We start from the raw sequence: 20,920 nt of genomic DNA on the forward strand, positions 1-20,920 counted from the left end.
AGAAGCCGCCCGCCGAGCAGCCTTGCCCGACTGGCTCCACTTCTACAATCACCACCGAGCCCACTCCGCGATCGGAGGCCGGCCACCGATCACCCGGATGACCAACCTCCCCGGACATCACACCTAGGCCGCCCGGGAGGCCGGTCGCGTCGCCGCGCGCGGGCCGATCACCGCGCGGTAGTGCTCCAGCAGCTGCTCGTTGATCGCGAACCAGGAGCGCTCCTGCACCGCCCGCAGCGCGGTCGTGCCCATCGTCGCGCGCAGGGCGGCGTCCGAGGCGAGCCGGTCGACGGCGGCGGCGAGCTCGCGGCCGTCGCCGGCCCGGTAGAGCAGCCCGGTCGCACCGTGCGCGACCACGTCGATCGGGCCGCCGGCCGCCGGCGCGACCACCGGCACCGAGGAGGCGAGCGCCTCCTGGGCCGACTGGCAGAAGGTCTCGTAGCGCCCGGTGTGCACGAACAGGTCGAGCGAGGCGTAGGCCCGGCTCAGGTCGTCGCCGTGCAGCAGGCCCAGGAACGTCGCCCGGTCGCCCAGCAGGCTGCGCAGGCGCGGCTCGTCGGGGCCACCACCGACCAGCACCAGCGCGTAGCGCGGGTCGTCGGCGAGGTGCGTCAGCAGGTCGAGCTCCTTCTCGGCGGCCAGCCGGCCGACGTACCCGACCAGGAGGCGGCCGTCCGGCGCGATCCGCCGGCGCAGCTCCTCGTCGCGGTGCCGCGGGTGGAAGGCGACCAGGTCGACGCCGCGACCCCAGCGGTAGACCTCCGGGACGCCGAGCTCGCGCAGCTGCTCGATGCTCGCGGTCGACGGCGCGAGGGTGCGGTCGACGTGGTGGTGGATGCGGCGGGTCAGCCCGGCCATCGCGCGGGCGCCGCCCGGCACGTCGTAGCGCTCGGCGAAGCCGACCAGGTCGGTCTGGTAGATCGCGACGGTCGGGATGCCGAGCTCCTCGGCGGCACGCGAGGCCTGGTAGCCCAGGGTCGCGGGCGAGGCGATGTGCACCACGTCCGGGCGGTACTGGCTCATCACCGCACGCAGCCGGCGCCGCGTCTCCAGGCCCAGGCGGAAGTCGGGGTAGAACGGCAGGTTCGCACCCCGGGCCCGCTGCACCCGGAAGCCGGCGTAGCTCTCCGGGCCGGTCGGCGCGACCAGCTGGGCGTGGTGGCCCTCGGCCTGGAGGTGCTCCAGCACGCGGCGCACCGAGTTGGTGACGCCGTTGATCTGCGGGAGGAACGACTCGGCCACGACGAGGACCCGGAGCTTGGTCATGGCGCTGACGCTAGGGACCGCGCCGCAACACTTCGTCACACGACCGGGAGTGTCCGGCGACCGCCACGTGAACGGCTGGGGTACGACGAATCCGGACGTGACCTGTTTCATAGAAGGCTCGTTGCTCCCGCGTGGAGATCTCTCGCCGTGACCTGATCCGCAACGCCATCGCCGCCGGGGGCCTCGCGGCCGCGGCCACCGCCCTGCCGGGGGTGCTGCGCTCCTCGAGCGCCAGCGCCGCCCCGGGCAACACCCTCCAGCAGACCTACACCGTCGGTACGCCGGGCGCGGGCGGCTACCGCCCCGTCATCGCCGTCGCCGGTGAGGCGCACAGCGTGCGCTCCGGCCTCGGCGTCGCCGCCGCCCCGGGCCGCGCGCGCCAGGGGCTGCTCGCCTTCGTGCAGCTCAGCGACGTGCACATCGTCGACGCCCAGTCGCCGCTGCGCCTGGAGTGGACCGACCGGCTCGACGACCCCAGCCCGCTGCCCGCGACGGGACTGTTCTCCTCGTCGTACCGGCCCGGGGAGATGCTGACCGGACAGGTCGCGGACTCGATGGTGCGCGCCATCAACCAGATCGCCACCGGGCCGGTCACCGGCAAGCCGCTCGCGCTGGCGATCCAGACCGGCGACAACTCCGACAACTCCCAGCTCAACGAGGTCCGCTGGAACATCGGGATCCTCAACGGCGGGACCGTCCGGGTCGACTCCGGCAACCTGAACAAGTGGGAGGGCGTGGCCGACAGCACGGTCGCGACCTACGACGCGGCGTACTGGCACCCGCACGGCAACCCCGCCGGCAAGCCGGTCGACCGCCCGCGCGCAGAGTACGGCTTCCCCGTCGTACCGGGGTTGCTGGACGCGGCCCGCCGCCCGTTCACCGCCGAGGGCCTGGACATCCCGTGGTACTCCGTCTTCGGCAACCACGACGGCCTCGTCCAGGGCAACTTCCCCACCAGCACGCTGCAGCTCAACCTGCTCGCGCTCGGTGCCCTGAAGATCATCTCGCCGCCGCTCGGGCTCAACCCTGGGCAGCTCTTCGACGACCTGATGAGCGACCCCGGCGCGCTGCTCACCAACCTGCTCGGCGGTGCGCTCAACACCGTCGTGCGCGCCGTGCAGCCCGACCTCAACCGCCGACTGCTCACCCGCAAGCAGGTCGTCGAGCAGCACTTCACGATGGGCGGCGCGCCCTTCGGGCACGGCTTCACCGACACCAACCGGCAGAAGGGGACGGCGTACTACTCCTTCGACAAGGGCGACTTCCGCTTCGTCGTGATGGACACCGTCAACCCCAACGGCTACGCCGACGGCTCGCTCGACAAGACCCAGTTCGCCTGGCTGACCGCGCTCCTCGACGCCTCCGGCGACAAGATCGTGATGGTCTTCAGCCACCACACCTCCGACACGATGGGCAACCCGCTCGTCGTCACCGGCGGCAACCTGGAGCCGCGGGTCACCGGCGGCGCCGTCCTCGACGCGCTGCTCGCCCGGCCGAACGTGGTCGCCTGGATCAACGGCCACACCCACCGCAACAAGATCACCCCGCGGCCGCGGCCCAGCGGCGGCGGCCTGTGGGAGATCACCACGGCCTCCCACATCGACTGGCCGCAGCAGGCGCGGATCATCGAGGTCGCCGACAACGGCGACGGCACGCTGTCGATCTTCACCACGATGGTCGACCACTCCGGCCCCGCCTCCGCGGGTGCCGGCACCGCCAACGCCCAACAGCTCGCCGGCCTCGCCCGCGAGCTGTCCGCCAACGACTGGCACGCCCACCTCGACGGCTCCGGCGCGCCCGAGGACCGCAACGTGGAGCTGCTCGTCGACCACCCGCTCAGCTGAGGTCGACCAACCAGGACCGCTCCTGCCCGTGGCCGGTGAACCCGGCGCGGCGCAGGATCGGCCCCGAGGTCTCCACCCGTCCCTTCACGATCGCCAGGTCCGCGCCGCGGCCGGCCGCATACGCCAGGCGCGCCGCGAGCACCGCCCGGTAGATCCCGCGCCCTCGTGCTGACGGGTGCACCACCCCGCCCCACAGCCGGGCGTCCGGGCCGGCCATGGTGAGCCCGCCGCTGCCGAGGGGCCGGTCACCGTCGTACGCGACGACAGCGCCGCCTCCCCCGCTGCGCACCTTCGCGACCTCGCCCGGGTGGGCCGCCTCCAGCTCGCTCCGCTCGGTGGGGCTGGCCCCGAAGACCTCGGCGCTGAGGCCGACCGCGTCGACGAACACCTCCAGGTCGTCGCTCCACCGCAGCGTGGTCGCCGGGAGGTCGCCGAGGTCCGGCGGCCCGTCCAGCCCCAGCGCCAGCACGTCGACCGTCTCGTCCAGGCGCCCACCGCGCGCCCGCAACGCCGGCTCCACGTCGTCCGGCGCCCCGAGCCGCACCCAGCACGCGAGCTCGGTCAGCCGCGTGGGGCCGAGGACCGCCAGGTCGCGCGCGTGCGCCAGCACCTCCGGCAGCACCTCGGCGGCCGGGCGCTGCGGGTGGAAGCGGACCAGCTGCAACGGCCGCTCCGTCCAGTCGGGGTAGCGGACGAGGAGGTACTCCTCGGTCTCCACCCGGGGCGCGTGCGGGGGCAGGAAGGCCCAGGCGGCGCTGGCGGTGTGGACGCGCTCGCGGGTGGGCTGCATGGGCCCAGCCAAGCACGAGAACGTGTCGGACCCTCGTCGTCGCCCGGTCGTGGGCGCCGGGCCTGGTCAGCACGACTCCCGGAACCGACAGAGATCGGCGAGACGGCTCGGCTCACTCCGCGGCGGCGAGCTGCCCGCAGGCGGCGTCGATCTCGCTCCCCCGCGTGTCCCGCATCGTCGTCGCGATCCCCTTCGCCTCCAGACGACGGACGAACTCGTCCATGTCCTCCTCGCGCGAGCGAGTGAACTGCGAGCCTGGGACCTCGTTGAGCGGGATCGGGTTGATGTGGACCCACCCGGTGCCGCGGCCGTCCGCGGAGAGCACGTCGGCGAGCAGGTCCGCGCGCCAGCCCTGGTCGTTGATGTCGCGCATCAGGGCGTACTCGATGGACACCCGTCGCCCGGTCTTCGCGAAGTACTCGTAGGCCGCGTCCACGGTCTCGGCCACGGAGAACCGGGTGTTGATCGGCACCAGGTCGTTGCGCAGCTCGTCGTCGGGGGCGTGCAGGGACAGCGCCAGGGTCACCGGGACGCCCTCGTCGGCGAGCTGCTTGATCCGCGGCACCAGCCCGACGGTGGAGACCGTCACGTGGCGGGCGGACAGGCCCAGCCCGGAGGGAGCCGGGTCGGTGAGGCGTCGTACGGCGGCGACGGTGGCCTTGTAGTTGGCGAGCGGCTCGCCCATCCCCATGAACACCACGTTGGAGAGCCGGCCGGGGCCTCCTGCGACGTCGCCGCTGGCCATCGCGCGGGCACCGACGACGACCTGGTGCACGATCTCGGCGGTCGACATGTTGCGCTGCAGGCCGCCCTGGCCGGTGGCGCAGAACGGGCAGGCCATGCCGCAGCCGGCCTGGCTGGAGATGCAGATGGTCGCGCGGTCCTTGTAGCGCATCAGCACCGACTCGACGAGCGAGCCGTCGAAGAGCTTCCACAGGGTCTTGACCGTCTTGCCCTGGTCGGCGCTCTGCTGCCGGATCGGGTCCATCAGGTCGGGCAGGAGCGCGGCGACCAGCTCGTCGCGCTGGGCGGCGGGCAGGTCGGTCATCTCGGCGGGGTCGTGGACCAGCCGGCCGAAGTAGTGGGTCGAGAGCTGCTTGGCGCGGAATCCCGGCAGGCCCATCTCGACGAGCAGGTCCTTGCGCTCCGCGTCGGTCAGGTCCGCCAGGTGGCGGGGAGGCTTCTTGCGCCCCCGCGGCTCCGCGAGGACGAGAGGCAGGCTGCGCGGCTCGGACATCCCTCCGATTGTCCCACCTCGCCGGGCGGGACGCCCAAACGCTGGCTCAGGCGTTCTTCTCCAGCAGGAACCACAGCACCGCCGCGGCGACCCCGCCGACCACGAGGATGGTGCCGAGCATCCCGATCAGCATGTACTTCGCGAAACGGCGGGTGTGGTGCGGCACCAGCATCCCGATCGGTACGACGAGCAGCAGCAGCACGAACGGGAACAGCTCCTCGGCGCGGTCGGTGCCGAGCAGCCCCTTGAGGATCGCGCCGTAGAGCCCGGGCACCACGATGATCGACGCCATGCCGGTGAAGAACCCGGCGAGCGGGAAGAAGACCGGGTGGTCGCGGTGGAACCAGTCGGGCCGGCGCGACCGCTCGGGCGCGTCCACCGTCTCGTCCGCGTGCGCGCGGCCCTCGATTGGCTCACTCATGTCCGGGCGATCGTAGCCGGAGCGGCCCCAGCGCGTCGTACTGGCAGCCGACCGCGCCGACCTGTGACACTCGGTCGGTGACCGACCAGCACCCCTCGTTGACCTACAGCAGCTATCTCGCCCTCGACGACGTCCTCGCCGCGCAGCACCCCCGCTCCGACGAGCACGACGAGCTCCTCTTCATCGTGATCCACCAGGTCTACGAGCTGTGGTTCAAGCAGATGCTGCACGAGCTGGGCGGCCTGCAGGACCGCCTGGAGGCCGGCGACACGCCCCGCGCGCTGCACACCCTGGGCCGGGTGCTGGCGATCTTGAAGGTCGCGGTCGCCCAGGTCGACGTGCTGGAGACGATGACCCCGCGCCAGTTCTCCACCTTCCGCGACCGCCTCGACGCCTCCAGCGGCTTCCAGTCCGAGCAGTTCCGCGAGCTGGAGGCGACCCTGGGCCGCCGCGACCGCCGCGTCTTCGAGCACTACCCCGCCGGCTCGGCCGGCCGTGAGCGGATCGCCGCCGCGATGAGCCGCCCGTCGGTCTTCGACTCCTTCCTGCGCTACCTCGGCACGCAGGGGTACGACGCCCCGCCCGCCGCGCTCGACCGCGACCTGACCACCCCGTGGCAGGCCTCGGCGGAGGTCCAGGCCCTGCTGCTCCGCGCGTACGCCGACGACGGCGGTGCCGCGCAGGTCGCCGAGCGCCTGGTCGACCTCGACGAGGGCCTGCAGGAGTGGCGGTACCGCCACGTGAAGATGGTCGAGCGCACCATCGGCGCGAAGATGGGCACCGGCGGCTCCTCCGGCGCGACGTACCTGTGGAGCACCGTCACCCACCAGCTCTTCCCCGACCTGTGGGCCATCCGGAGCGAGATGTGAGCCTGGCCGACCACTACTCCCGGTTCCGCGTCTCCGAGCGGCTGCTGCTGACGGGCCAGTCGCACCAGGCCTGGCCGGACGTGGCGCGCGAGGGCGTCCTGGAGGCCTACGACGACGCCGCGCTCGCGCTCGGGCGCAAGTGGGAGCGCGCGGAGTCCCGCGCCGAGCGGCTGCGGGAGGGCGTCCGGGCGCTGCTCGGCGCCCCGGGCGCCGAGGTGACCCTCGGCGGGAGCGCCCACGAGCTGCTCGTGCGCTTCCTGTCGGCGCTCCCCCTGCGCACGCGGCCCCGGCTAGTCACCACCGACGGGGAGTTCGACTCCGCCCGGCGCCAGCTCGACCGGCTCGCCGAGGCCGGGGTCGAGGTGGTGCGCGTGCCCGCCGAGCCGGTGGCGACGCTGGCCGAGCGGGTCGCGGACGCCGTCGACGGCCGGACCGCGGGTGTCGTGGTGTCGACGGTGCTCTACGAGACCGCACAGGTCGTGCCGCACCTGGCGGCGCTCGCCGCGGTGTGTGCCCGGACCGGCGCCGAGCTGCTGCTCGACGCCTACCACCAGCTCGGGGTCGTCCCCTTCGCGCCGGACGGGCTGGAGGAGGCGTGGGTGGTGAGCGGCGGCTACAAGTACCTCCAGCTCGGCGAGGGCAACTGCTTCCTGCGCATCCCGCCGCACGCCGCCGGCCTGGAGCCGGTGGTCACCGGCTGGTGGGCCCACGACGGCGACCGGTTCGCCGGGTCGACGTACGACCCGACCAGCCACTACCGCGCGGCCAAGGTGCTCGACTTCTTCGCCGAGCAGGGGCTCGCTCCCCCGGCGCTGCGGGAGATCTCGCTGCACCAGCGCGGGCTGCTGGCCCGCGCGTTCGACGCCCTCGACCTGCCGCCGGAGGTGGTGACCCGCGACCGGGAGACCCCGGCCGAGGGCTTCGGCGGCTTCCTGGCGCTGCGTACGCCGCACGGGCCGGCCCTGCGCGACGCGCTCGCGCGCCGGGGCGTCGCCGTGGACACCCGCGGCACCCACCTGCGGCTCGGGCCCGCGCCGTACCTCAGCGACGAGCAGCTCGTCACCGCGATGGGCGCCCTAGAAGACGCCGTAGTGGAGCAGCAGCCAGATCGGGGCGATCGTCGCCAGCAGTGAGTCGAGCCGGTCCATCAGGCCGCCGTGGCCCGGGATCACCTGGCTCATGTCCTTGATGCCCAGGTCGCGCTTGATCACCGACTCGCACAGGTCGCCCAGGGTCGCCATGACGACCGCGATCAGGCCCAGCGCGACCCCGATCCACCAGTCGCCGTCGAGCAGCCAGACCACCAGCGCGACACCCGCGCCGACCGTGGCGATCGCGGAGCCGGCGAAGCCCTCCCAGGACTTCTTCGGCGAGATGACCGGGGCCATCGGGTGCTTGCCGAACAGCACGCCCGCGATGTAGCCGCCGATGTCGGAGGCGATCGTCACCAGGATGAAGGTGAGGATGCCCTGGACGCCCTTGTCGTCGAGGCCGCCGCCGTCGCGGCCGCCCTCGGCGAGCATGAGCGCCACGAACGAGCCCAGGAAGGGCACGTAGACGAGCGCGAACACCGAGGCGGTGGCGTTCTTGACGTAGCCGTCCACGCCACGGCGCAGCAGCCAGAGCATGATCACCAGCGCGCTCACCGCGGTCGCGGTGACCAGGGCCGCGGAGCCGTAGAGGTAGGCGACCACCACCATCACCACGCCACCGACCATGAGCGGCTGCTCGGGCAGGTCGATGTCCTTGGCGGCCAGGCCCTTGCGCAGCTCCCAGACGGCCACCACCACGGCGATCGCGACGATCACCATGAAGGCGGGCTTCCAGAACAGCAGGGAGGCGGCGATCGCGCTCAGGAGCACGACCGCCGAGGCGACCGCGGCCTTGAGGTCACGGCCGGCTCGGCCGTGGTCCTTCTTCGGGGCAGCGTCGGGCGTCGTCGACATGCGGGGTTGCGGGAGCTGTCGAGGATCAGACCTCGAGCAGCTCGGCCTCCTTGCTCTTCAGCAGCTCGTCGATGGCGTCGGTGTGCTTCTTGGTGAGGCCGTCGAGCTTCTTCTCCGCGCCGGTGACGTCGTCCTTGCCGACCTCGCCGTCCTTCTCGAGCTTCTCCAGGCCCTGCTTGGACTTCTGGCGGACCTGGCGCACGGCGACCTTGCCGCCCTCGGCCTTCTCCTTGGCGAGCTTGATGAACTCCTTGCGGCGCTCCTCGGTCAGCTCGGGGAAGACGCAGCGCAGCACCTGGCCGTCGTCGGAGGGGTTGATGCCGAGGTCGGAGTCGCGGATGGCCTTCTCGATGTTGGCCTTGGCGCCGGCGTCGAAGGGCGAGACCAGGATGACCCGCGGCTCGGGCGCGCTGAACGACGCGAGCTGCTGGATCGGGGTCTGCGAGCCGTAGTAGTCGACGAGGATCTTGCTGAACATGCTCGGGTGCGCACGGCCGGCGCGGATCGCCGCGAACTCCTCACGGGTCGCGTCGACCGACTTGCCCATCTTCTGGTCGGCCTCGTTGAGGATGTCGTTGATCACGGGATCTCCTTCTGCCTGGTCACACTGTTGGTCGAGGTCACGCTGCTGGTCGAGCCGGTCGAGACCTCAGCCTGCGCTGACCCGCGTGCCGATCTTCTCACCCTGCACCACGCGGAGGATGTTGCCCTCCGGCTCCATGCCGAACACGATCATCGGCAGCTTGTTCTCCCCGCACAGGGCGAAGGCGGTCTGGTCCATGATCCGCAGACCACGGCCGATCGCCTCGTCGTAGGTCAGCTCGTCGTACTTGGTCGCCGTCGGGTCGACCTTCGGGTCGGCGCTGTAGACGCCGTCGACGCCGCTCTTGGCGACCAGCACGACGTCGCACCGGCTCTCCAGCGCGCGCTGCACGGCGACGGTGTCGGTGGAGAAGTAGGGCATGCCCATGCCGGCGCCGAAGATCACGACCCGGCCCTTCTCCATGTGGCGGATGGCGCGGCGCGGGATGTAGGGCTCGGCGACCTGGCCCATCGTGATGGCGGTCTGCACGCGCGTCTCGACGCCCTGCTTCTCCAGGAAGTCCTGGAGGGCCAGGCAGTTCATGACGATGCCGAGCATGCCCATGTAGTCGGCGCGCACGCGGTCCATGCCGCGCTGCTGCAGCTCGGCGCCGCGGAAGAAGTTGCCGCCGCCGGTCACGACCGCGATCTGGACGCCCGCGTCGACGACCTCCTTGACCTCCCGGGCGATCGCCTGGACCACGTCCGGGTCCACGCCGACCTTGCCGCCGCCGAACACCTCTCCGGAGAGCTTGAGGAGGACTCGCTTGTAACCGGGCACCTGGGTCCTTCCCATCGTGGTTGAGAGCGCTCCCGAGGCTATCAGTGACCCTCAGTGACCTTCCGCCTCGGCGCGGGCGATGATCGCGTCGTACCACCGCACGTAACGCTGCCAGGACGGGCCACGGTCGGCGTCGATCGCCATCGCGAGCTCGTCGCGGGGCAGCGAGTCGGAGCCGAAGTTGTCGCTGCCGGTCACCACCCGGCGGTGTCGTACGCCGTCGGGCCCGGTCCAGGCGAGCAGGCTCAGCTTGCTGTGGACGTCGTTGCCGTTGGCGAACTTCGCGCCGTGCACCTCCACGCCGGCCGCGCGCAGGGTGGCCACGATGTCCTTGCCGATGTGCAGCGAGATGACCTGGACCCGTGCTCCGGCGCGGGCCTTGGCGGCCACGATCCGGGCGAGGTTGCGGCCGCGGTCGCCGTGCCAGGCGTACATCGCGAAGCGCAGCACCGCCCCGCGTCCCGGCAGCTCGTCGATGAGTGCCGCGACCGGGTCGCTCGCCTCGTCCCAGCCGGGGAAGAACCAGGCCCGGTCGGTGCCGAGCCGTGGCGCGAAGCCCCGTCCCCGGCGCTCGAGCTCACCCGTCTGCTCCCGGAAGTCGCGGTCGAAGGCGCGCCAGACGTCGGTGCGGTCCACGAAGACCCACATGTCGCTGTACTGCTGGGTCGAGTAGTAGGACAGGTTGGCCGAGCCCGTCATCACCACGTGGCGAGCGTCCCCCGTCCTGGTGAAGGTCCAGGTCTTCTGGTGCACCTTGCCGTCGCCGCCGACCCGGACGCCGCGCCGGGAGCCCTTCGACAAGAAGAGGAAGGAGCTCTTGCTCCGGTCGGTGCCGAGCTCCTTCCTCAGCCGCGCCACGACCCGGAAGTCCTTCGAGGCCTGGTGGTTGGCGATGACCTGGACATCGACCCCGCGCCGGTGGGCGTCCACGAGCGCGTCGCCGACCGGGTGCAGCGACAGGGAGCGGGTCACGATCCGGATCCGCTCCCCCTCCGGGGTGTGCGCGACCAGCTCCAGCAGCCGCGCGACGACCGGGTGCTCGGCCGCCTGGGTCTCCGGGTCGGCGACCGGGGTGCCGAGCACGGCGCCCGGGACCACCCGGTACGCGCCGCGATCCTGCTGGTCGCGCCGCGGGTCGCCCCGGTCGGGCTCCGAGCCCGCGACCGAGCAGCCCGCGAGGAGGAGCAGCGCGAGGAGCAGGGCCGGGAGACGTCGTACGGGTCGCTCAGGTGCGCCGCTGCACGCGCCGGCGGTAGTCACCGCTGTTGTCCCCGTCGATGTCGGAGTCCCTCGTCCGGTCGATCCGCCCCACCTGCTGCTCGCCGCCCTGCACCGGCTGGGCGTCGATGATCGTGTCGCGCTCGTACTGGTGCGACTTGTCGGTGTTGCGGTAGTAGCGGTAGAACGCCCAGTACGTCGCCGCTCCGCCCGCCGGACCCGCCGCCAGCAGCCACAGCGGGCCGCTGTCGTCGGAGGCCTGGGCCACCAGCGCGGTGATCAGCTCGATGCTCATGCCGTCGCCACCAGGATCGCGCCGGCCGCGCCCTCGAGCACGGTGCCGACCGTGAGCGCGGCGAGGATCAGCTTCGGCTGGGAGACCGGGATGCTGCCCATCGTCTCGCCGGTGCGGGCGTTGACGGCGATGTAGTGCAGCAGGCCGTTGCTCTCCTGGCGGTAGGAGTAGAGCCAGACCGGCAGGTACATCGAGATCCAACGGGATCCGCCCACGTCGACCTTCTCCTGCTCCCAGCGCACGCCCCGGTCGAACCGGCCCAGCGAGCCGTGCACCTGGGAGCGGCCGATCGAGAGCAGCTGGTCCTCCAGGACCGGCCCGAGACCGGTCACGTTGAGGTCGCGCTTCTCACTGGTGAACCCCACGAGATAGCTGGCGTTCCACTTCACGGCGTTCTTCGTGTCGAACGGCAGGATCGTGTTGACGATGTTGTTGGTGTTGCCCTCGCTGAAGTCCGCGCGCTGCGCCGAGCCCTCCATGGTGAGGTCGTCGACGGTGAACGCGACCTTGCGGGAGACCTGGTAGACGTCGGCGGCGTAGTAGGTGACGTTGTTGTCGCCCTGCTTCTCCGTCCAGCGCCGGGTCTCCACCTCGCCCTCGCCCCAGTACTCCGACTCCGCGCGGGCGTCGACGACCAGGTAGGGCAGGTAGACGCCGAGCACGTTCTCGGGGACGAACTCCTTCTTGAAGCGCTTGTGCGCGAACAGCCGCCGCTTGGAGGCGAACTCGCGGATCTTCTCGACCGCCTCGTCCTTGGTCAGCCGGAACGGCAGCACGGCGTCCGGTACGGCGCCGTTGGGGATCTGCTGGTTGACGTTGAGCGTGTGCCGGCACCAGTGGCAGCGCGCGTTGAGCTGGTGGGCGGTGTCGACCACGACCTCCGCGCCGCACGCCTCGCACTTGAAGGTGACCATCTGCGAGGCGTCGGCCGCGATGTCCTCCGCGCCGCTGGCGATCACCGTGCCCTGGAGCTCGTCGATGCCCTCGCCGAGGCCGAACTCCTCCTCGACCCGCGCCTCCTGCCACTCGTTGCGGCAGAAGAGGCACACCAGCATGCCGGTCGAGCCGCGCAGGCGGACGTCGGTCGAGCCGCACTTCGGGCAGCGGTTCAGGCCGTCCTTGAGCGACTCGTTGACCGTCTCGATGCTCGGCCCCGCCTCGGGCTCGGCCTTGGCCGCGGCCAGCTCCTCCTCCAGCGACAGTGGTGGGCCGTCGAAGGTGGGCTGCTGCGGTTGCTGCGCGCCGTCGCCCGGGGGCGGCGGGGGCGGCGGCGGAGGGGGCTCCACGGGCTCCTGCGCCATGTCAGAGACCGAGCGCCTTCGCCTTTGCCGCGTCGTAGTCGGCCTGCGTGATGAGTCCGGCGTCGAGCATCTCCTTGGCGCGCTTGAGCACCGCCATCGGGTCCTCCGCGGCGCCCTCCGCCGCGGGCGCGGCGGGTGCGGCCGGGGCCGCGGGCGCCGCCGGGGCGGGTGCGGCGGGCGGCGGGGTGACCGGCTGCTGCAGGCCGCCGACGCCCATCCCGCCGGTCGCCATGCCCATGCCGATCAGGCCACCCGGGCCGGCGTTCTCACCGGCCGCCTCGATGCCGGCGGCCACCGAGGCCTGCAGGTTCGAGTTGCCGCGCGAGCCGGACAGGGCGTCGGCACGCTGGACGTTCTTGAGCAGCTCGCGGGTGTTGGCGTCGTACTCGATGGAGATGATCGCGGTCTTGACGATCTCCAGGCCGCGGTCGGTCTTCCACTGGTAGTTCTGCTCCACCGCCGCGGACAGCGACTGCGCGAAGCCGATCGAGTCCTGCTGCAGCTTGGTGATCCGGTTGCCCTTGGCGGGGTCGTTGGTGTACATCGAGAACGCCGGCGCCAGCGAGCCGACGACCTCGTTGAACAGCTGCTCGCCGGCCGGGTTGTCGATGTCGGTGAAGTCGAACTGCGCGCGGCCGGTGATGACCTCGGCGGGCACGAAGTTGCGGATGAAGGTCAGCGGGTCGGTGATCTTCAGGGTGTAGGTGCCGCGGGTGATCGCTCCGACCTGGGTGTTGAGGAAGGCGTCGTCCCAGTAGATCTCCGACTGCGTGCCGAACTTGTTGTTGGGCAGCTCCTTGAGGGTCACGAAGACCGCCGTCTGCTGCGTCGAGGGGCGCCCGCCGAACTTGAAGCGCTCCCAGCTCTGCTTGATGACCGAGTCGACCAGGCCGCCGCCGGAGAAGACCGACTGCGAGGCCGGCTCGTCGGAGTTCCAGATGTAGGCGCCCGGCTCGGCGGCGAAGCCGGTGAAGGCGCCGTCCTCGAGCAGGACCAGGCCGTAGCCCTCGGGCACGACGATCTTCGAGCCGTTGGTGATGACGCCCTCGGAGCCCTTGGTGTTGCTGCCGCGGCCGGCGTTCTGGCCCTTGGCGACCGCCGGGAAGACGGCGACCGTGGAGGTGATGCCGTCCGGCACGCCGTAGAAGTCGAGCCACTGGTCACCGAGGGTGCCGCCGATCGCGCCGATCGCAGCCTGGATGAGTCCCACCGAACGATCTCCTTCACCTGGGGGCGCGCCCACGGGTGCGGGTGCGCGTGACCGACTTCTCTCCGAGGGCCGGGCGTCGCAAACCTACACCGGGCATCCGCTCCCTGACCGGCGAAGAAACAGGTCTTGGAAAACGCCGACGGCCGGCCCGAGTCTCCTCGGACCGGCCGTCGTACGGCGGGTGGGCGTCAGGCGCCGACCTCGAAGCGGGCGAACCGCTTCACCGTGGTGCCGGCGGCGTCGAGGACGGCCTTGACCGTCTTCTTGCTCTCCGACACCGACTCCTGCTCCAGCAGGACGATCTCGCGGAAGAAGCCGCCCAGGCGACCCTCGACGATCTTCTCGACGGCAGCCTCCGGCTTGCCCTCCTCGAGCGTCTTCTTGGTCAGGACGTCCTTCTCCGCGGCGACGATGTCCGCGGGGACCTCGTCACGGGTCAGGTACTGCGCCTTGAGGGCCGCCACCTGCATGGCGGCACCGCGGGCGGCAGCCTCGTCGCCGTCGTACTCGACGAGGACGCCGACGGCCGGCGGCAGGTCGGCCGCACGCTTGTGCAGGTAGACCGCCGTGGTGCCGTCGAAGTACGCGACGTTGCCGAGCTCGATCTTCTCGCCGATGGTGATGGCGAGCTGCTCGACGACCTGGCCGACGGTGCTGTCGCCCAGCGGCAGCGCCTTGGCGGCCTCGACGTCGTTGGCCTTGCCCTCGTTGATCGCCTCGGCGATCTGCTGGGCGGCCTTGATGAACTCCTCGTTCTTCGCGACGAAGTCGGTCTCCGACTTCAGCTCGACGAGCGCGCCACCCGCGTTGGCCACCAGGCCGGCGGAGGTCTCCCGCTCGGCGCCGCGGGCGGCCGCCTTGGCGGCACCCTTGACGCGGAGCAGCTCGACGGCCTTGTCGAAGTCGCCGTCGGTCTCGTCGAGCGCCTTCTTGCAGTCCATCATCCCGGCGCTGGTCAGCTCACGGAGCTTCTTGACGTCAGCAGCAGTGAATGCCATGAATCCTCAATCGCTTTCTGGATCGGGTGGGGGTGTCGCTCAGGCCTCGGCCGGGGCGTCGGCGGGGGTCTCCTCGGCGGCGGGCGCCTCGGCGACCTCGGCCTCGGCGGAGGGCGCCTCGGCGGCCTCGCTGGACGCGCCGGTCGCCTCGGAGGCCGGGGTCTCCTCGGTGGCGGCGTCGCCACCGGTGGCCTCCACGGCGGCCTTCTCGGCGTCACCCTCGAGCAGCTCGCGCTCCCACTCGGCCAGGGGCTCCTGGGCGGTGGTGCTCGAGGCGCCCGCACCGGAGCGAGCCATCAGGCCCTCGGCGGCGGCGTCGGCGATGACCCGGGTCAGCAGGCCGACCGCGCGGATCGCGTCGTCGTTGCCCGGGATCGGGAAGTCGACGTCGTCGGGGTCGCAGTTGGAGTCCAGGATCGCGATGATCGGGATGCGCAGCTTGCGCGCCTCCTCCACCGCCAGGTGCTCCTTGTTGGTGTCGACGATCCACACCGCGGAGGGGGTGCGGGTCATCTCGCGGATGCCGCCGAGCGACTTGTTGAGCTTGTCGCGCTCGCGGCGCATCTGCAGCAGCTCCTTCTTGGTGCGGCTGCTGCCCGCGACGTCGTCGAAGTCGATCTCGTCGAGCTCCTTGAGGCGGTTGATCCGCTGGTGCACGGTCTGGAAGTTGGTGAGCATGCCGCCCAGCCAGCGCTGGTTGACGTAGGGCATGCCGACGCGGGTCGCCTGCTCGGCGATCGCCTCCTGGGCCTGCTTCTTGGTGCCGACGAACATGATCGTCCCGCCCTTGGCCACGGTCTCCTTGACGAAGGCGTAGCTGCGGTCGATGTAGGCCAGCGACTGCTGCAGGTCGATGATGTAGATGCCGTTGCGGTCGGTGAGGATGAACCGCTTCATCTTCGGGTTCCAGCGACGGGTCTGGTGTCCGAAGTGGACGCCGCTCTCGAGGAGCTGGCGCATGGTCACGACAGCCATGATGATTTTCTCCTGTGTGGTTTTCAGTTGGTCCTGTCGCCTGCGCGCCGTCCCACCACCTGAGCCTTGCGGCTCGGGTGGACCGAGGATCGACGCCCACGGGCGGTGCGGGCCCGGAGGGACCCGCTCGTGGTCTGCGGACGAGCGAATTCCGGTCCAGGGCGGACCGGTGCTGCTCAGCCTACGGCGTTGCGCACCTCCCGGCCCAATTCAGGCCAGGAGCTGTCCACAGCCCCGCCCTCCCCGCCCCGTTCTCCACACCCCGTCCCCCACGGCCACAGGTTCGTCGTCGCCGCCTCGCACCATCGCCCCATGCGCTCCCTCCTCGCCCTGATGACGTTCCTGCTCCTCGCGATCGCGGCTCCTGCTGCCGCTGCTGGTCCGGGTGCTGCCGGGCGTGACGACCCGGTCGGCACCTGGCCGCTGACGCCGCGCCCCGAGGTGCTGGCCCGGTTCGACCCGCCGGACGTGGTGTGGGGCGCCGGGCACCGCGGCGCCGACCTCGGCGGCCGCCCCGGGCAGCCGGTCCGCACCGCGCTCCCCGGGCAGGTCACCTTCACCGGTCGGATCGCGGGGCGCGGGGTCGTCGTGGTCGGGCACGGGGACACCCGGACGACCTACGAGCCGGTCACGGCGGTGGTCCACGTCGGCGACGTGCTCGCCGGAGGAGAGGTGCTCGGGACGCTGGAGCTCGTCGGCTCGCACTGCTTCCCGCGCGCCTGCCTGCACTGGGGGTGGCTCCGCGGCACGACGTACCTCGACCCGCTGCTGCTCGTCGGTGGCGGCCCGGTCCGGCTGCTGCCGCTGTGGCGCGACCGGCCGGGACCGGGTCAGCCACGGCAGGGTCGACAGGTGCCGGGTGGGCCGGCGCTCACGCCCGCGGGTGTGCTTGCTGGTACGCGCGCCGCAGTCGGTCGGTGGTGACATGGGTGTAGCGCTGCGTGGTCGCCAGCGAGGCGTGCCCGAGCAGCTCCTGGACCGAGCGCAGGTCCGCGCCGCCCTCCAGCAGGTGGGTCGCCGCGGTGTGCCGCAGGCCGTGCGGGCCGAGGTCCGGCGCGCCCGGTACGTCGGCCAGCCGGCGGTGCACCAGCGTCCGGACCGCGCGCTGGTCGATCCGCCCACCCCGGGCGCCGAGGAACAGCGCGGGGCCGGAGCCCGGCCGGACCAGCTGCGGGCGCCCGCCGACGCTCCACCGGTCCAGCGCCGCCGCCGCCGGGTGCCCGAACGGGACGGTCCGCTCCTTGCGCCCCTTGCCGAAGACCCGCACCACGTTGCGGTCGCGGTCGAGGTCGTCGACGTCGAGGCCGCACAGCTCCCCCACGCGCATGCCGGTGGCGTAGAGCAGCTCCAGCATCGCCACGTCCCGCAGACCCGTCGGGCTGCCGTCGTCGGCGAGCGCCGTCGCCGCCGCGATCAGCTCCCGGGCCTCGTCGACGCGGAGCACGTCGGGCAGGGTCCGGTGCGGCTTCGGCGAGCCCAGCGCGGAGCCGACGTCGGCGGGCGCCTGCCCGGTGCGCGCGAGCCACCCGGTGAAGACCCGGGCCGCGGTCGCCCGGCGAGCCAGCGTGGTGCGCGAGAGGCCCGAGGTCTGCTGGCGGGCCAGCCAGCTGCGCAGCGTGCGCAGGTCCAGCTCGTCCGGGCCGCCGAGCCCCAGCCGCGCGGCGTGGTCGAGCAGCCCGCTGATGTCGCCGAGGTAGGCGGTGACCGTGTGCGGGGCGAGGTCGCGCTCGGAGACGAGGTGCCGCTCGTAGCGGGCCAGCACGCCGACCGCCCACTCGGGGAGCACCTCGGGGAGCACCTCGGGCAGCGCCGCGCCCGGCTCCGGAGCCTCCGCGACGTCACCCACCCGGTCATCGTAGGTCGGCGGGCTCCGCTCACCCCCGGCCTCGCGCGGTGAGTCGCCAGCCGGTCGGCGCCCGATCGACGAGGCCGTCCTCGGCGAGCGCGAGCAGCAGGCGTCGTACGTCGGCCGGGGCGAGCCCGGCGACCCGGGCGATCGACTCGGTGGGCGCCGGCGCGGCGACCGGCACCGCGTCGAGGACCTGCCGGGCGCGCACCGACAGCCCGTCCCGGGGCTGCTCGGGAGCCCGCAGCTCCGGAGCGAGGTCGCTGCCGGCGGCGCCGACCAGCTCGAGGACCTCCTCCGTCGAGGTGACCAGCGTGGCGCTCCCCCGACGGATCAGCTGGTGCACGCCCTGCGAGACCGGGCTGGTGAGCGGCCCCGGCACGCCCATCACCACCCGGTTGAGCCGGTCGGCCCAGCTGCCGGTGTTGAGCGCGCCGCTGCGCAGCGCCGCCTCGACCAGGAGGGTGCCGCGGCCCAGCGCCGCGATCAGCCGGTTGCGGGCCAGGAACCGGATCCGGAAGGGCGAGGCCCCCGGTGGCGCCTCGGACACCACGGCGTGCGCCTCGCCCAGGTGGCGCAGCAGGTCGCGGTTGCGCGCGGGGTAGACCCGGTCGACCCCGCAGGCGAGGACGGCGACGGTCGGCGCCCCGGCGCTCAGCGCGCCGCGGTGGGCGGCGTAGTCGATCCCCTCCGCCGCCCCGCTCACCACCGGCCGCCCGCGCGCACCGACACCGGCCGCGAGCTCGGCCGCCACCTGGTCGCCGTACGACGTCGACGAGCGCGAGCCCACGACCGACACCGCCTCGCCGAGCCGGTCCAGCCGCAGCGGTCCGCGCACCCACAGCCCGACCGGCACGCCGCCGCGGTCGTGCAGCACCCCGGCGCGGTCGAGGTCGGCGAGCTGGGCCGGCCACTCCTCGTCCCCCGGTACGACGAACCGGATCCCCCGGCGTGCCGCGCTCTCCAGCACCCGCTCGGTCTCCACCCCGGCCAGCCGTGCAGAGGCAGCGGCGAGCTGGTCACGCAGCTCGGGGTGCTCGCGCAGCAGCTCCAGGAAGCGCGCCGCACCGAGCTCCCGGGTGAGCCCGAGGGCGCGGGCGTCACCCGGCTCGGCGACCAGGCTGATCGTGGCCCGCGCGAGACGGTCGTCGTCGGGGCTCATGCGACACCCTGACCGTCGCGGTGCGGGGGCGCGGCTGCGTGCGGGGCATCGGCAGCGGACTGCGGGCGGGCACCGAGGTCGGGGCGCGCGGCGAGGTCGGCACCGGACCCGGCGGCAGCCCTCCGCTCACCACCGCGGGTCCCGCGGAGCACCGCCAGGTCGAGCGGCAGCCCGGCCCGCAGCCGCAGCGCGGTCTCCGCGTCGGCGAGGCCGGGCTCGTGGTCGCGGCCGTCGCGGACCGAGCGGAGGTCGGCCACCGTCCAGGCGAGCCGCTGCACCCGGACCACGCCGCGGGCCGAGAGCCGGCCGCGGCGGGCCTCGTCGGCGATCAGCCGCTGGGCGGAGCGGGTGAGCGGCCAGGTGTCCTCGAGGCGGGGGCCGGGGACGTGGGCGTTGAGCCGCCAGGGGCGGTCGGCGTAGCGGCGGGCCTGGCGGTCGCGGACCGCGGCGACCCGGTCCCGCACGACGGCCGAGGGCTCGGGTGGGCGGAACGGGTCGTGGCTGGCGAGCGAGGCGGGCTGGACGTTGCGGAGGATGTCGATCCGGTCGGCCACGGGTCCGGTGAGACGACCTTGGTAGGCCCGGCGGACCCGCTCGGCGCAGCCGCAGCGGTTGGTGCCGGCGAAGGCGGTCCACGCGCCGCAGGGGCAGGGGTTGCTGGCGAGGACGAGCATGCCGCCGGCGGGCAGGGTGACCAGCTCGTCGCGGCGCGCGATGGTGATGTCGCGACTCTCCAGCGGTTGGCGCAGCGCCTCGATCACGTCGGCGCGGAAGAGCGGGAACTCGTCGAGGAAGAGCACCCCGCAGTGGGCCCGGCTCAGCGCACCGGGCTGGACGCGCCCGGTGCCGCCGCCGACGACGCTCGCCTTGCTGGCGTCGTGGTGCGGCGCCACGAAGGGCGGACGCAGGACCATCCCGGCACCGGGGTCGAGGACCCCGGCCAGCGAGTGGAGCGCGGTGAGCTCCAGGGACTCCTCCCGGGTGAGGTCGGGGAGCAGGGTCGGCATCCGCTCGGCGAGGCTGGTCTTGCCGCACCCCTTGGCGCCGGAGAGCAGCAGGGCATGGCCTCCGGCGGCGGCGACCTCGGCGGCGTACTTCTCGTCCTCCATGCCGCGCAGGTCGGCGAGGTCGAGGTCGTCGCGCCGCTCGTCCCCGCGCCAGGAGAGCAGGTGGGCACCGGAGGTCTCCGCGACCGGCGGCGCCTCGGGCGGAGGCTCGCCGAGCAGGCTGGCGACCACCTGGGACAGCGAGCGGATCCCGATGACGTCGAGGTCGCTGACCATGGCCGCCTCGTCGGCCTGGGGCTCGGGGACGAAGACCCGGCGGACGCCGCGCTCCTGGGCGGCCAGGCTCATCGGGAGCACGCCGACCGCGGGACGCAGGCCGCCGGCGAGGGTGAGCTCGCCGATGAAGGCGGTGCGGTCGAGCTCGCGCTCCTCGACCTGGCCGTCGGCGGCGAGCACGCTGACGGCCATGGCGAGGTCGAACTGGGTGCCCGTCTTCTGCAGGTCGGCGGGCGAGAGCAGGATCGTGGTGCGCTTGGTGGCCGGCCAGCGCAGGCCGCTGTTGACGATCGCCATCCGCACCCGGTCGACGCCCTCGCGGAGCGCGACGTCGGCCCGCCCGACCACGGTCACCGTGGCCTGGCCGGGCGAGACGTCGGCCTGGACGTCGATGAGGTGCCCGCGGGCGCCGTCGAGCGCGACGCAGTGCGTGGTCGCGACCGGCATCAGCACAGCCCCGGGACGTGCTCGATGACCGGCGCGCCGCGGCGTGGCCGCTGCACCGCGACCAGGTCGACCCGGATGCCGCCGGGCCGGAGCCCGCGGGTCGCGGCCCACAGCTCCCCCAGGCGCCGCAGCCGGTCGAGCTTGGCCGGGGTCACCGCCTCGTGCGGGGTGCCCGCGGCCGCACTGGTGCGGGTCTTCACCTCGCACACGACCAGGGTCGCGCCGTCACGGAGCACGATGTCGATCTCGCCGCTCGGGCACCGCCAGTTGCGCTCCAGGACCACCATGCCGAGGTCGGTGAGGTGGCGCGCGGCGCGCTCCTCGCCGTAGGCACCGATCGCCTGCCGGGCCTGTGCTGTCGTCGTCATGGCCAGGAGCCTGCCGGGCCCCGCCCCGATCGGGCCGGGACGAGGGGGCGCGGCTGTGGACGGAGCGGCTCCTCCCCAGGC

At 72.8% G+C, this 20,920-nt stretch carries 21 protein-coding genes and 1 pseudogene; 5 read left to right on the plus strand and 17 right to left on the minus strand.

Annotated features, from left to right (window positions below; all coding sequences use genetic code 11):
- A pseudogene (locus MRBLML1_RS15080) lies at positions 1–127 on the plus strand (integrase core domain-containing protein); the annotation flags it as partial.
- On the opposite strand, the gene MRBLML1_RS15085 reads toward MRBLML1_RS15080, so the two are convergent.
- Positions 124–1,266, minus strand: a complete 1,143-nt coding sequence (locus MRBLML1_RS15085) for a glycosyltransferase family 4 protein (RefSeq protein ID WP_364517336.1) — start codon at positions 1,264–1,266, stop codon at positions 124–126. The pseudogene MRBLML1_RS15080 and the gene MRBLML1_RS15085 sit on opposite strands and share 4 nt — an antisense overlap.
- Positions 1,267–1,397: 131 nt before the next feature.
- On the opposite strand from MRBLML1_RS15085, the gene MRBLML1_RS15090 reads away from it, so the two are divergent.
- The gene (locus MRBLML1_RS15090) at positions 1,398–3,110 is read left to right on the plus strand and encodes a TIGR03767 family metallophosphoesterase (protein ID WP_364517338.1); all 1,713 of its coding nucleotides are present in this window, start codon (positions 1,398–1,400) and stop codon (positions 3,108–3,110) included.
- On the opposite strand, the gene MRBLML1_RS15095 is transcribed toward MRBLML1_RS15090, so the two are convergent.
- The 3 genes from MRBLML1_RS15095 to MRBLML1_RS15105 form a co-directional block, all read right to left on the minus strand.
- Complete coding sequence (locus tag MRBLML1_RS15095) at positions 3,103–3,900, minus strand: GNAT family N-acetyltransferase (protein WP_364517340.1); 798 nt, start codon at positions 3,898–3,900, stop codon at positions 3,103–3,105. The two genes, MRBLML1_RS15090 and MRBLML1_RS15095, sit on opposite strands and share 8 nt — an antisense overlap.
- Before the next feature lie 112 nt (positions 3,901–4,012).
- Positions 4,013–5,137 (minus strand): 23S rRNA (adenine(2503)-C(2))-methyltransferase RlmN, encoded by a 1,125-nt coding sequence (rlmN, locus tag MRBLML1_RS15100; RefSeq protein WP_364517342.1) that lies wholly within the window; start codon positions 5,135–5,137, stop codon positions 4,013–4,015.
- Between the two features lie 46 nt (positions 5,138–5,183).
- The gene (locus tag MRBLML1_RS15105) at positions 5,184–5,558 is read right to left on the minus strand and encodes a hypothetical protein (RefSeq protein WP_364517344.1); all 375 of its coding nucleotides are present in this window, start codon (positions 5,556–5,558) and stop codon (positions 5,184–5,186) included.
- A gap of 77 nt (positions 5,559–5,635) precedes the next feature.
- Here MRBLML1_RS15105 and MRBLML1_RS15110 point away from each other — a divergent pair, with 77 nt between their 5' ends.
- Positions 5,636–6,427, plus strand: coding sequence for a tryptophan 2,3-dioxygenase (locus MRBLML1_RS15110; RefSeq protein ID WP_364517346.1), 792 nt, complete (start codon positions 5,636–5,638; stop codon positions 6,425–6,427).
- Positions 6,424–7,560: a hypothetical protein gene (locus MRBLML1_RS15115; RefSeq protein ID WP_364517348.1), complete on the plus strand. Its 1,137-nt coding sequence runs from the start codon at positions 6,424–6,426 to the stop codon at positions 7,558–7,560. The genes MRBLML1_RS15110 and MRBLML1_RS15115 overlap by 4 nt, the downstream gene beginning before the upstream one ends.
- Here MRBLML1_RS15115 and MRBLML1_RS15120 read toward each other — a convergent pair.
- From MRBLML1_RS15120 to rpsB, 9 genes are all read right to left on the minus strand, one after another.
- A complete protein-coding gene (locus tag MRBLML1_RS15120; protein ID WP_364517350.1) occupies positions 7,504–8,373 on the minus strand; it encodes a phosphatidate cytidylyltransferase in 870 nt (289 codons plus the stop codon). The two genes, MRBLML1_RS15115 and MRBLML1_RS15120, sit on opposite strands and share 57 nt — an antisense overlap.
- A 25-nt stretch (positions 8,374–8,398) precedes the next feature.
- The gene (frr, locus tag MRBLML1_RS15125) at positions 8,399–8,953 is read right to left on the minus strand and encodes a ribosome recycling factor (RefSeq protein ID WP_364518168.1); all 555 of its coding nucleotides are present in this window, start codon (positions 8,951–8,953) and stop codon (positions 8,399–8,401) included.
- 69 nt (positions 8,954–9,022) lie between these two features.
- Positions 9,023–9,751 carry a UMP kinase gene (gene pyrH, locus MRBLML1_RS15130; RefSeq protein ID WP_414691255.1) on the minus strand — a complete coding sequence of 243 codons (729 nt, stop codon included), beginning with the start codon at positions 9,749–9,751 and terminating at the stop codon, positions 9,023–9,025.
- A gap of 36 nt (positions 9,752–9,787) precedes the next feature.
- Positions 9,788–10,996, minus strand: coding sequence for a phospholipase D-like domain-containing protein (locus tag MRBLML1_RS15135; protein ID WP_364517354.1), 1,209 nt, complete (start codon positions 10,994–10,996; stop codon positions 9,788–9,790).
- Entirely contained in the window at positions 10,962–11,249 is a 288-nt protein-coding gene (locus tag MRBLML1_RS15140; RefSeq protein ID WP_364517356.1) for a hypothetical protein, read from the minus strand. Before MRBLML1_RS15140 ends, MRBLML1_RS15135 begins: the two co-directional genes overlap by 35 nt.
- Positions 11,246–12,550, minus strand: a complete 1,305-nt coding sequence (locus MRBLML1_RS15145; protein WP_364517358.1) for a TFIIB-type zinc ribbon-containing protein — start codon at positions 12,548–12,550, stop codon at positions 11,246–11,248. The genes MRBLML1_RS15140 and MRBLML1_RS15145 overlap by 4 nt, the downstream gene beginning before the upstream one ends.
- Position 12,551: 1 nt before the next feature.
- Entirely contained in the window at positions 12,552–13,760 is a 1,209-nt protein-coding gene (locus MRBLML1_RS15150) for an SPFH domain-containing protein (RefSeq protein WP_364517360.1), read from the minus strand.
- A 188-nt stretch (positions 13,761–13,948) separates the two neighbouring features.
- Positions 13,949–14,758 carry a translation elongation factor Ts gene (tsf, locus tag MRBLML1_RS15155; protein WP_364517362.1) on the minus strand — a complete coding sequence of 270 codons (810 nt, stop codon included), beginning with the start codon at positions 14,756–14,758 and terminating at the stop codon, positions 13,949–13,951.
- Positions 14,759–14,797: 39 nt separating this feature from the next.
- Complete coding sequence (gene rpsB / locus MRBLML1_RS15160; RefSeq protein ID WP_364517364.1) at positions 14,798–15,733, minus strand: 30S ribosomal protein S2; 936 nt, start codon at positions 15,731–15,733, stop codon at positions 14,798–14,800.
- Between the two features lie 312 nt (positions 15,734–16,045).
- On the opposite strand from rpsB, the gene MRBLML1_RS15165 reads away from it, so the two are divergent.
- Complete coding sequence (locus tag MRBLML1_RS15165) at positions 16,046–16,657, plus strand: peptidoglycan DD-metalloendopeptidase family protein (RefSeq protein ID WP_364517366.1); 612 nt, start codon at positions 16,046–16,048, stop codon at positions 16,655–16,657.
- Here the strand turns inward: MRBLML1_RS15165 and MRBLML1_RS15170 are convergent.
- The 4 genes from MRBLML1_RS15170 to MRBLML1_RS15185 all read right to left on the minus strand — a co-directional run bounded on the left by MRBLML1_RS15170 (position 16,605) and on the right by MRBLML1_RS15185 (position 20,839).
- A complete protein-coding gene (locus MRBLML1_RS15170; protein ID WP_414691265.1) occupies positions 16,605–17,540 on the minus strand; it encodes a tyrosine recombinase XerC in 936 nt (311 codons plus the stop codon). The two genes, MRBLML1_RS15165 and MRBLML1_RS15170, sit on opposite strands and share 53 nt — an antisense overlap.
- Before the next feature lie 67 nt (positions 17,541–17,607).
- On the minus strand, positions 17,608–18,741 hold the full coding sequence (gene dprA, locus MRBLML1_RS15175; protein ID WP_364517368.1) for a DNA-processing protein DprA: 1,134 nt from the start codon (positions 18,739–18,741) through the stop codon (positions 17,608–17,610).
- Positions 18,738–20,471 carry a YifB family Mg chelatase-like AAA ATPase gene (locus tag MRBLML1_RS15180; protein ID WP_364517370.1) on the minus strand — a complete coding sequence of 578 codons (1,734 nt, stop codon included), beginning with the start codon at positions 20,469–20,471 and terminating at the stop codon, positions 18,738–18,740. Before MRBLML1_RS15180 ends, dprA begins: the two co-directional genes overlap by 4 nt.
- Positions 20,471–20,839, minus strand: coding sequence for a YraN family protein (locus MRBLML1_RS15185; RefSeq protein ID WP_364517372.1), 369 nt, complete (start codon positions 20,837–20,839; stop codon positions 20,471–20,473). The genes MRBLML1_RS15180 and MRBLML1_RS15185 overlap by 1 nt, the downstream gene beginning before the upstream one ends.
- Positions 20,840–20,920 lie beyond the last annotated feature (81 nt).

The sequence above is a fragment of the Nocardioides sp. LML1-1-1.1 genome, assembly GCF_040676175.1.
GTDB lineage: Bacteria > Actinomycetota > Actinomycetes > Propionibacteriales > Nocardioidaceae > Nocardioides.

Excerpts from the sequence above, each read along its gene's own strand:
- MRBLML1_RS15085 (WP_364517336.1), bottom strand. The coding sequence starts at position 1,266 with ATGACCAAGCTCCGGGTCCTCGTCGTGGCCGAGTCGTTCCTCCCGCAG.
- MRBLML1_RS15095 (WP_364517340.1), bottom strand. The coding sequence starts at position 3,900 with ATGCAGCCCACCCGCGAGCGCGTCCACACCGCCAGCGCCGCCTGGGCC.
- rlmN (WP_364517342.1), bottom strand. The coding sequence starts at position 5,137 with ATGTCCGAGCCGCGCAGCCTGCCTCTCGTCCTCGCGGAGCCGCGGGGG.
- MRBLML1_RS15105 (WP_364517344.1), bottom strand. The coding sequence starts at position 5,558 with ATGAGTGAGCCAATCGAGGGCCGCGCGCACGCGGACGAGACGGTGGAC.
- MRBLML1_RS15120 (WP_364517350.1), bottom strand. The coding sequence starts at position 8,373 with ATGTCGACGACGCCCGACGCTGCCCCGAAGAAGGACCACGGCCGAGCC.
- pyrH (WP_414691255.1), bottom strand. The coding sequence starts at position 9,751 with ATGGGAAGGACCCAGGTGCCCGGTTACAAGCGAGTCCTCCTCAAGCTC.
- MRBLML1_RS15140 (WP_364517356.1), bottom strand. The coding sequence starts at position 11,249 with ATGAGCATCGAGCTGATCACCGCGCTGGTGGCCCAGGCCTCCGACGAC.
- MRBLML1_RS15145 (WP_364517358.1), bottom strand. The coding sequence starts at position 12,550 with ATGGCGCAGGAGCCCGTGGAGCCCCCTCCGCCGCCGCCCCCGCCGCCC.
- tsf (WP_364517362.1), bottom strand. The coding sequence starts at position 14,758 with ATGGCATTCACTGCTGCTGACGTCAAGAAGCTCCGTGAGCTGACCAGC.
- rpsB (WP_364517364.1), bottom strand. The coding sequence starts at position 15,733 with ATGGCTGTCGTGACCATGCGCCAGCTCCTCGAGAGCGGCGTCCACTTC.
- MRBLML1_RS15165 (WP_364517366.1), top strand. The coding sequence starts at position 16,046 with ATGCGCTCCCTCCTCGCCCTGATGACGTTCCTGCTCCTCGCGATCGCG.
- dprA (WP_364517368.1), bottom strand. The coding sequence starts at position 18,741 with ATGAGCCCCGACGACGACCGTCTCGCGCGGGCCACGATCAGCCTGGTC.
- MRBLML1_RS15180 (WP_364517370.1), bottom strand. The coding sequence starts at position 20,471 with ATGCCGGTCGCGACCACGCACTGCGTCGCGCTCGACGGCGCCCGCGGG.
- MRBLML1_RS15185 (WP_364517372.1), bottom strand. The coding sequence starts at position 20,839 with ATGACGACGACAGCACAGGCCCGGCAGGCGATCGGTGCCTACGGCGAG.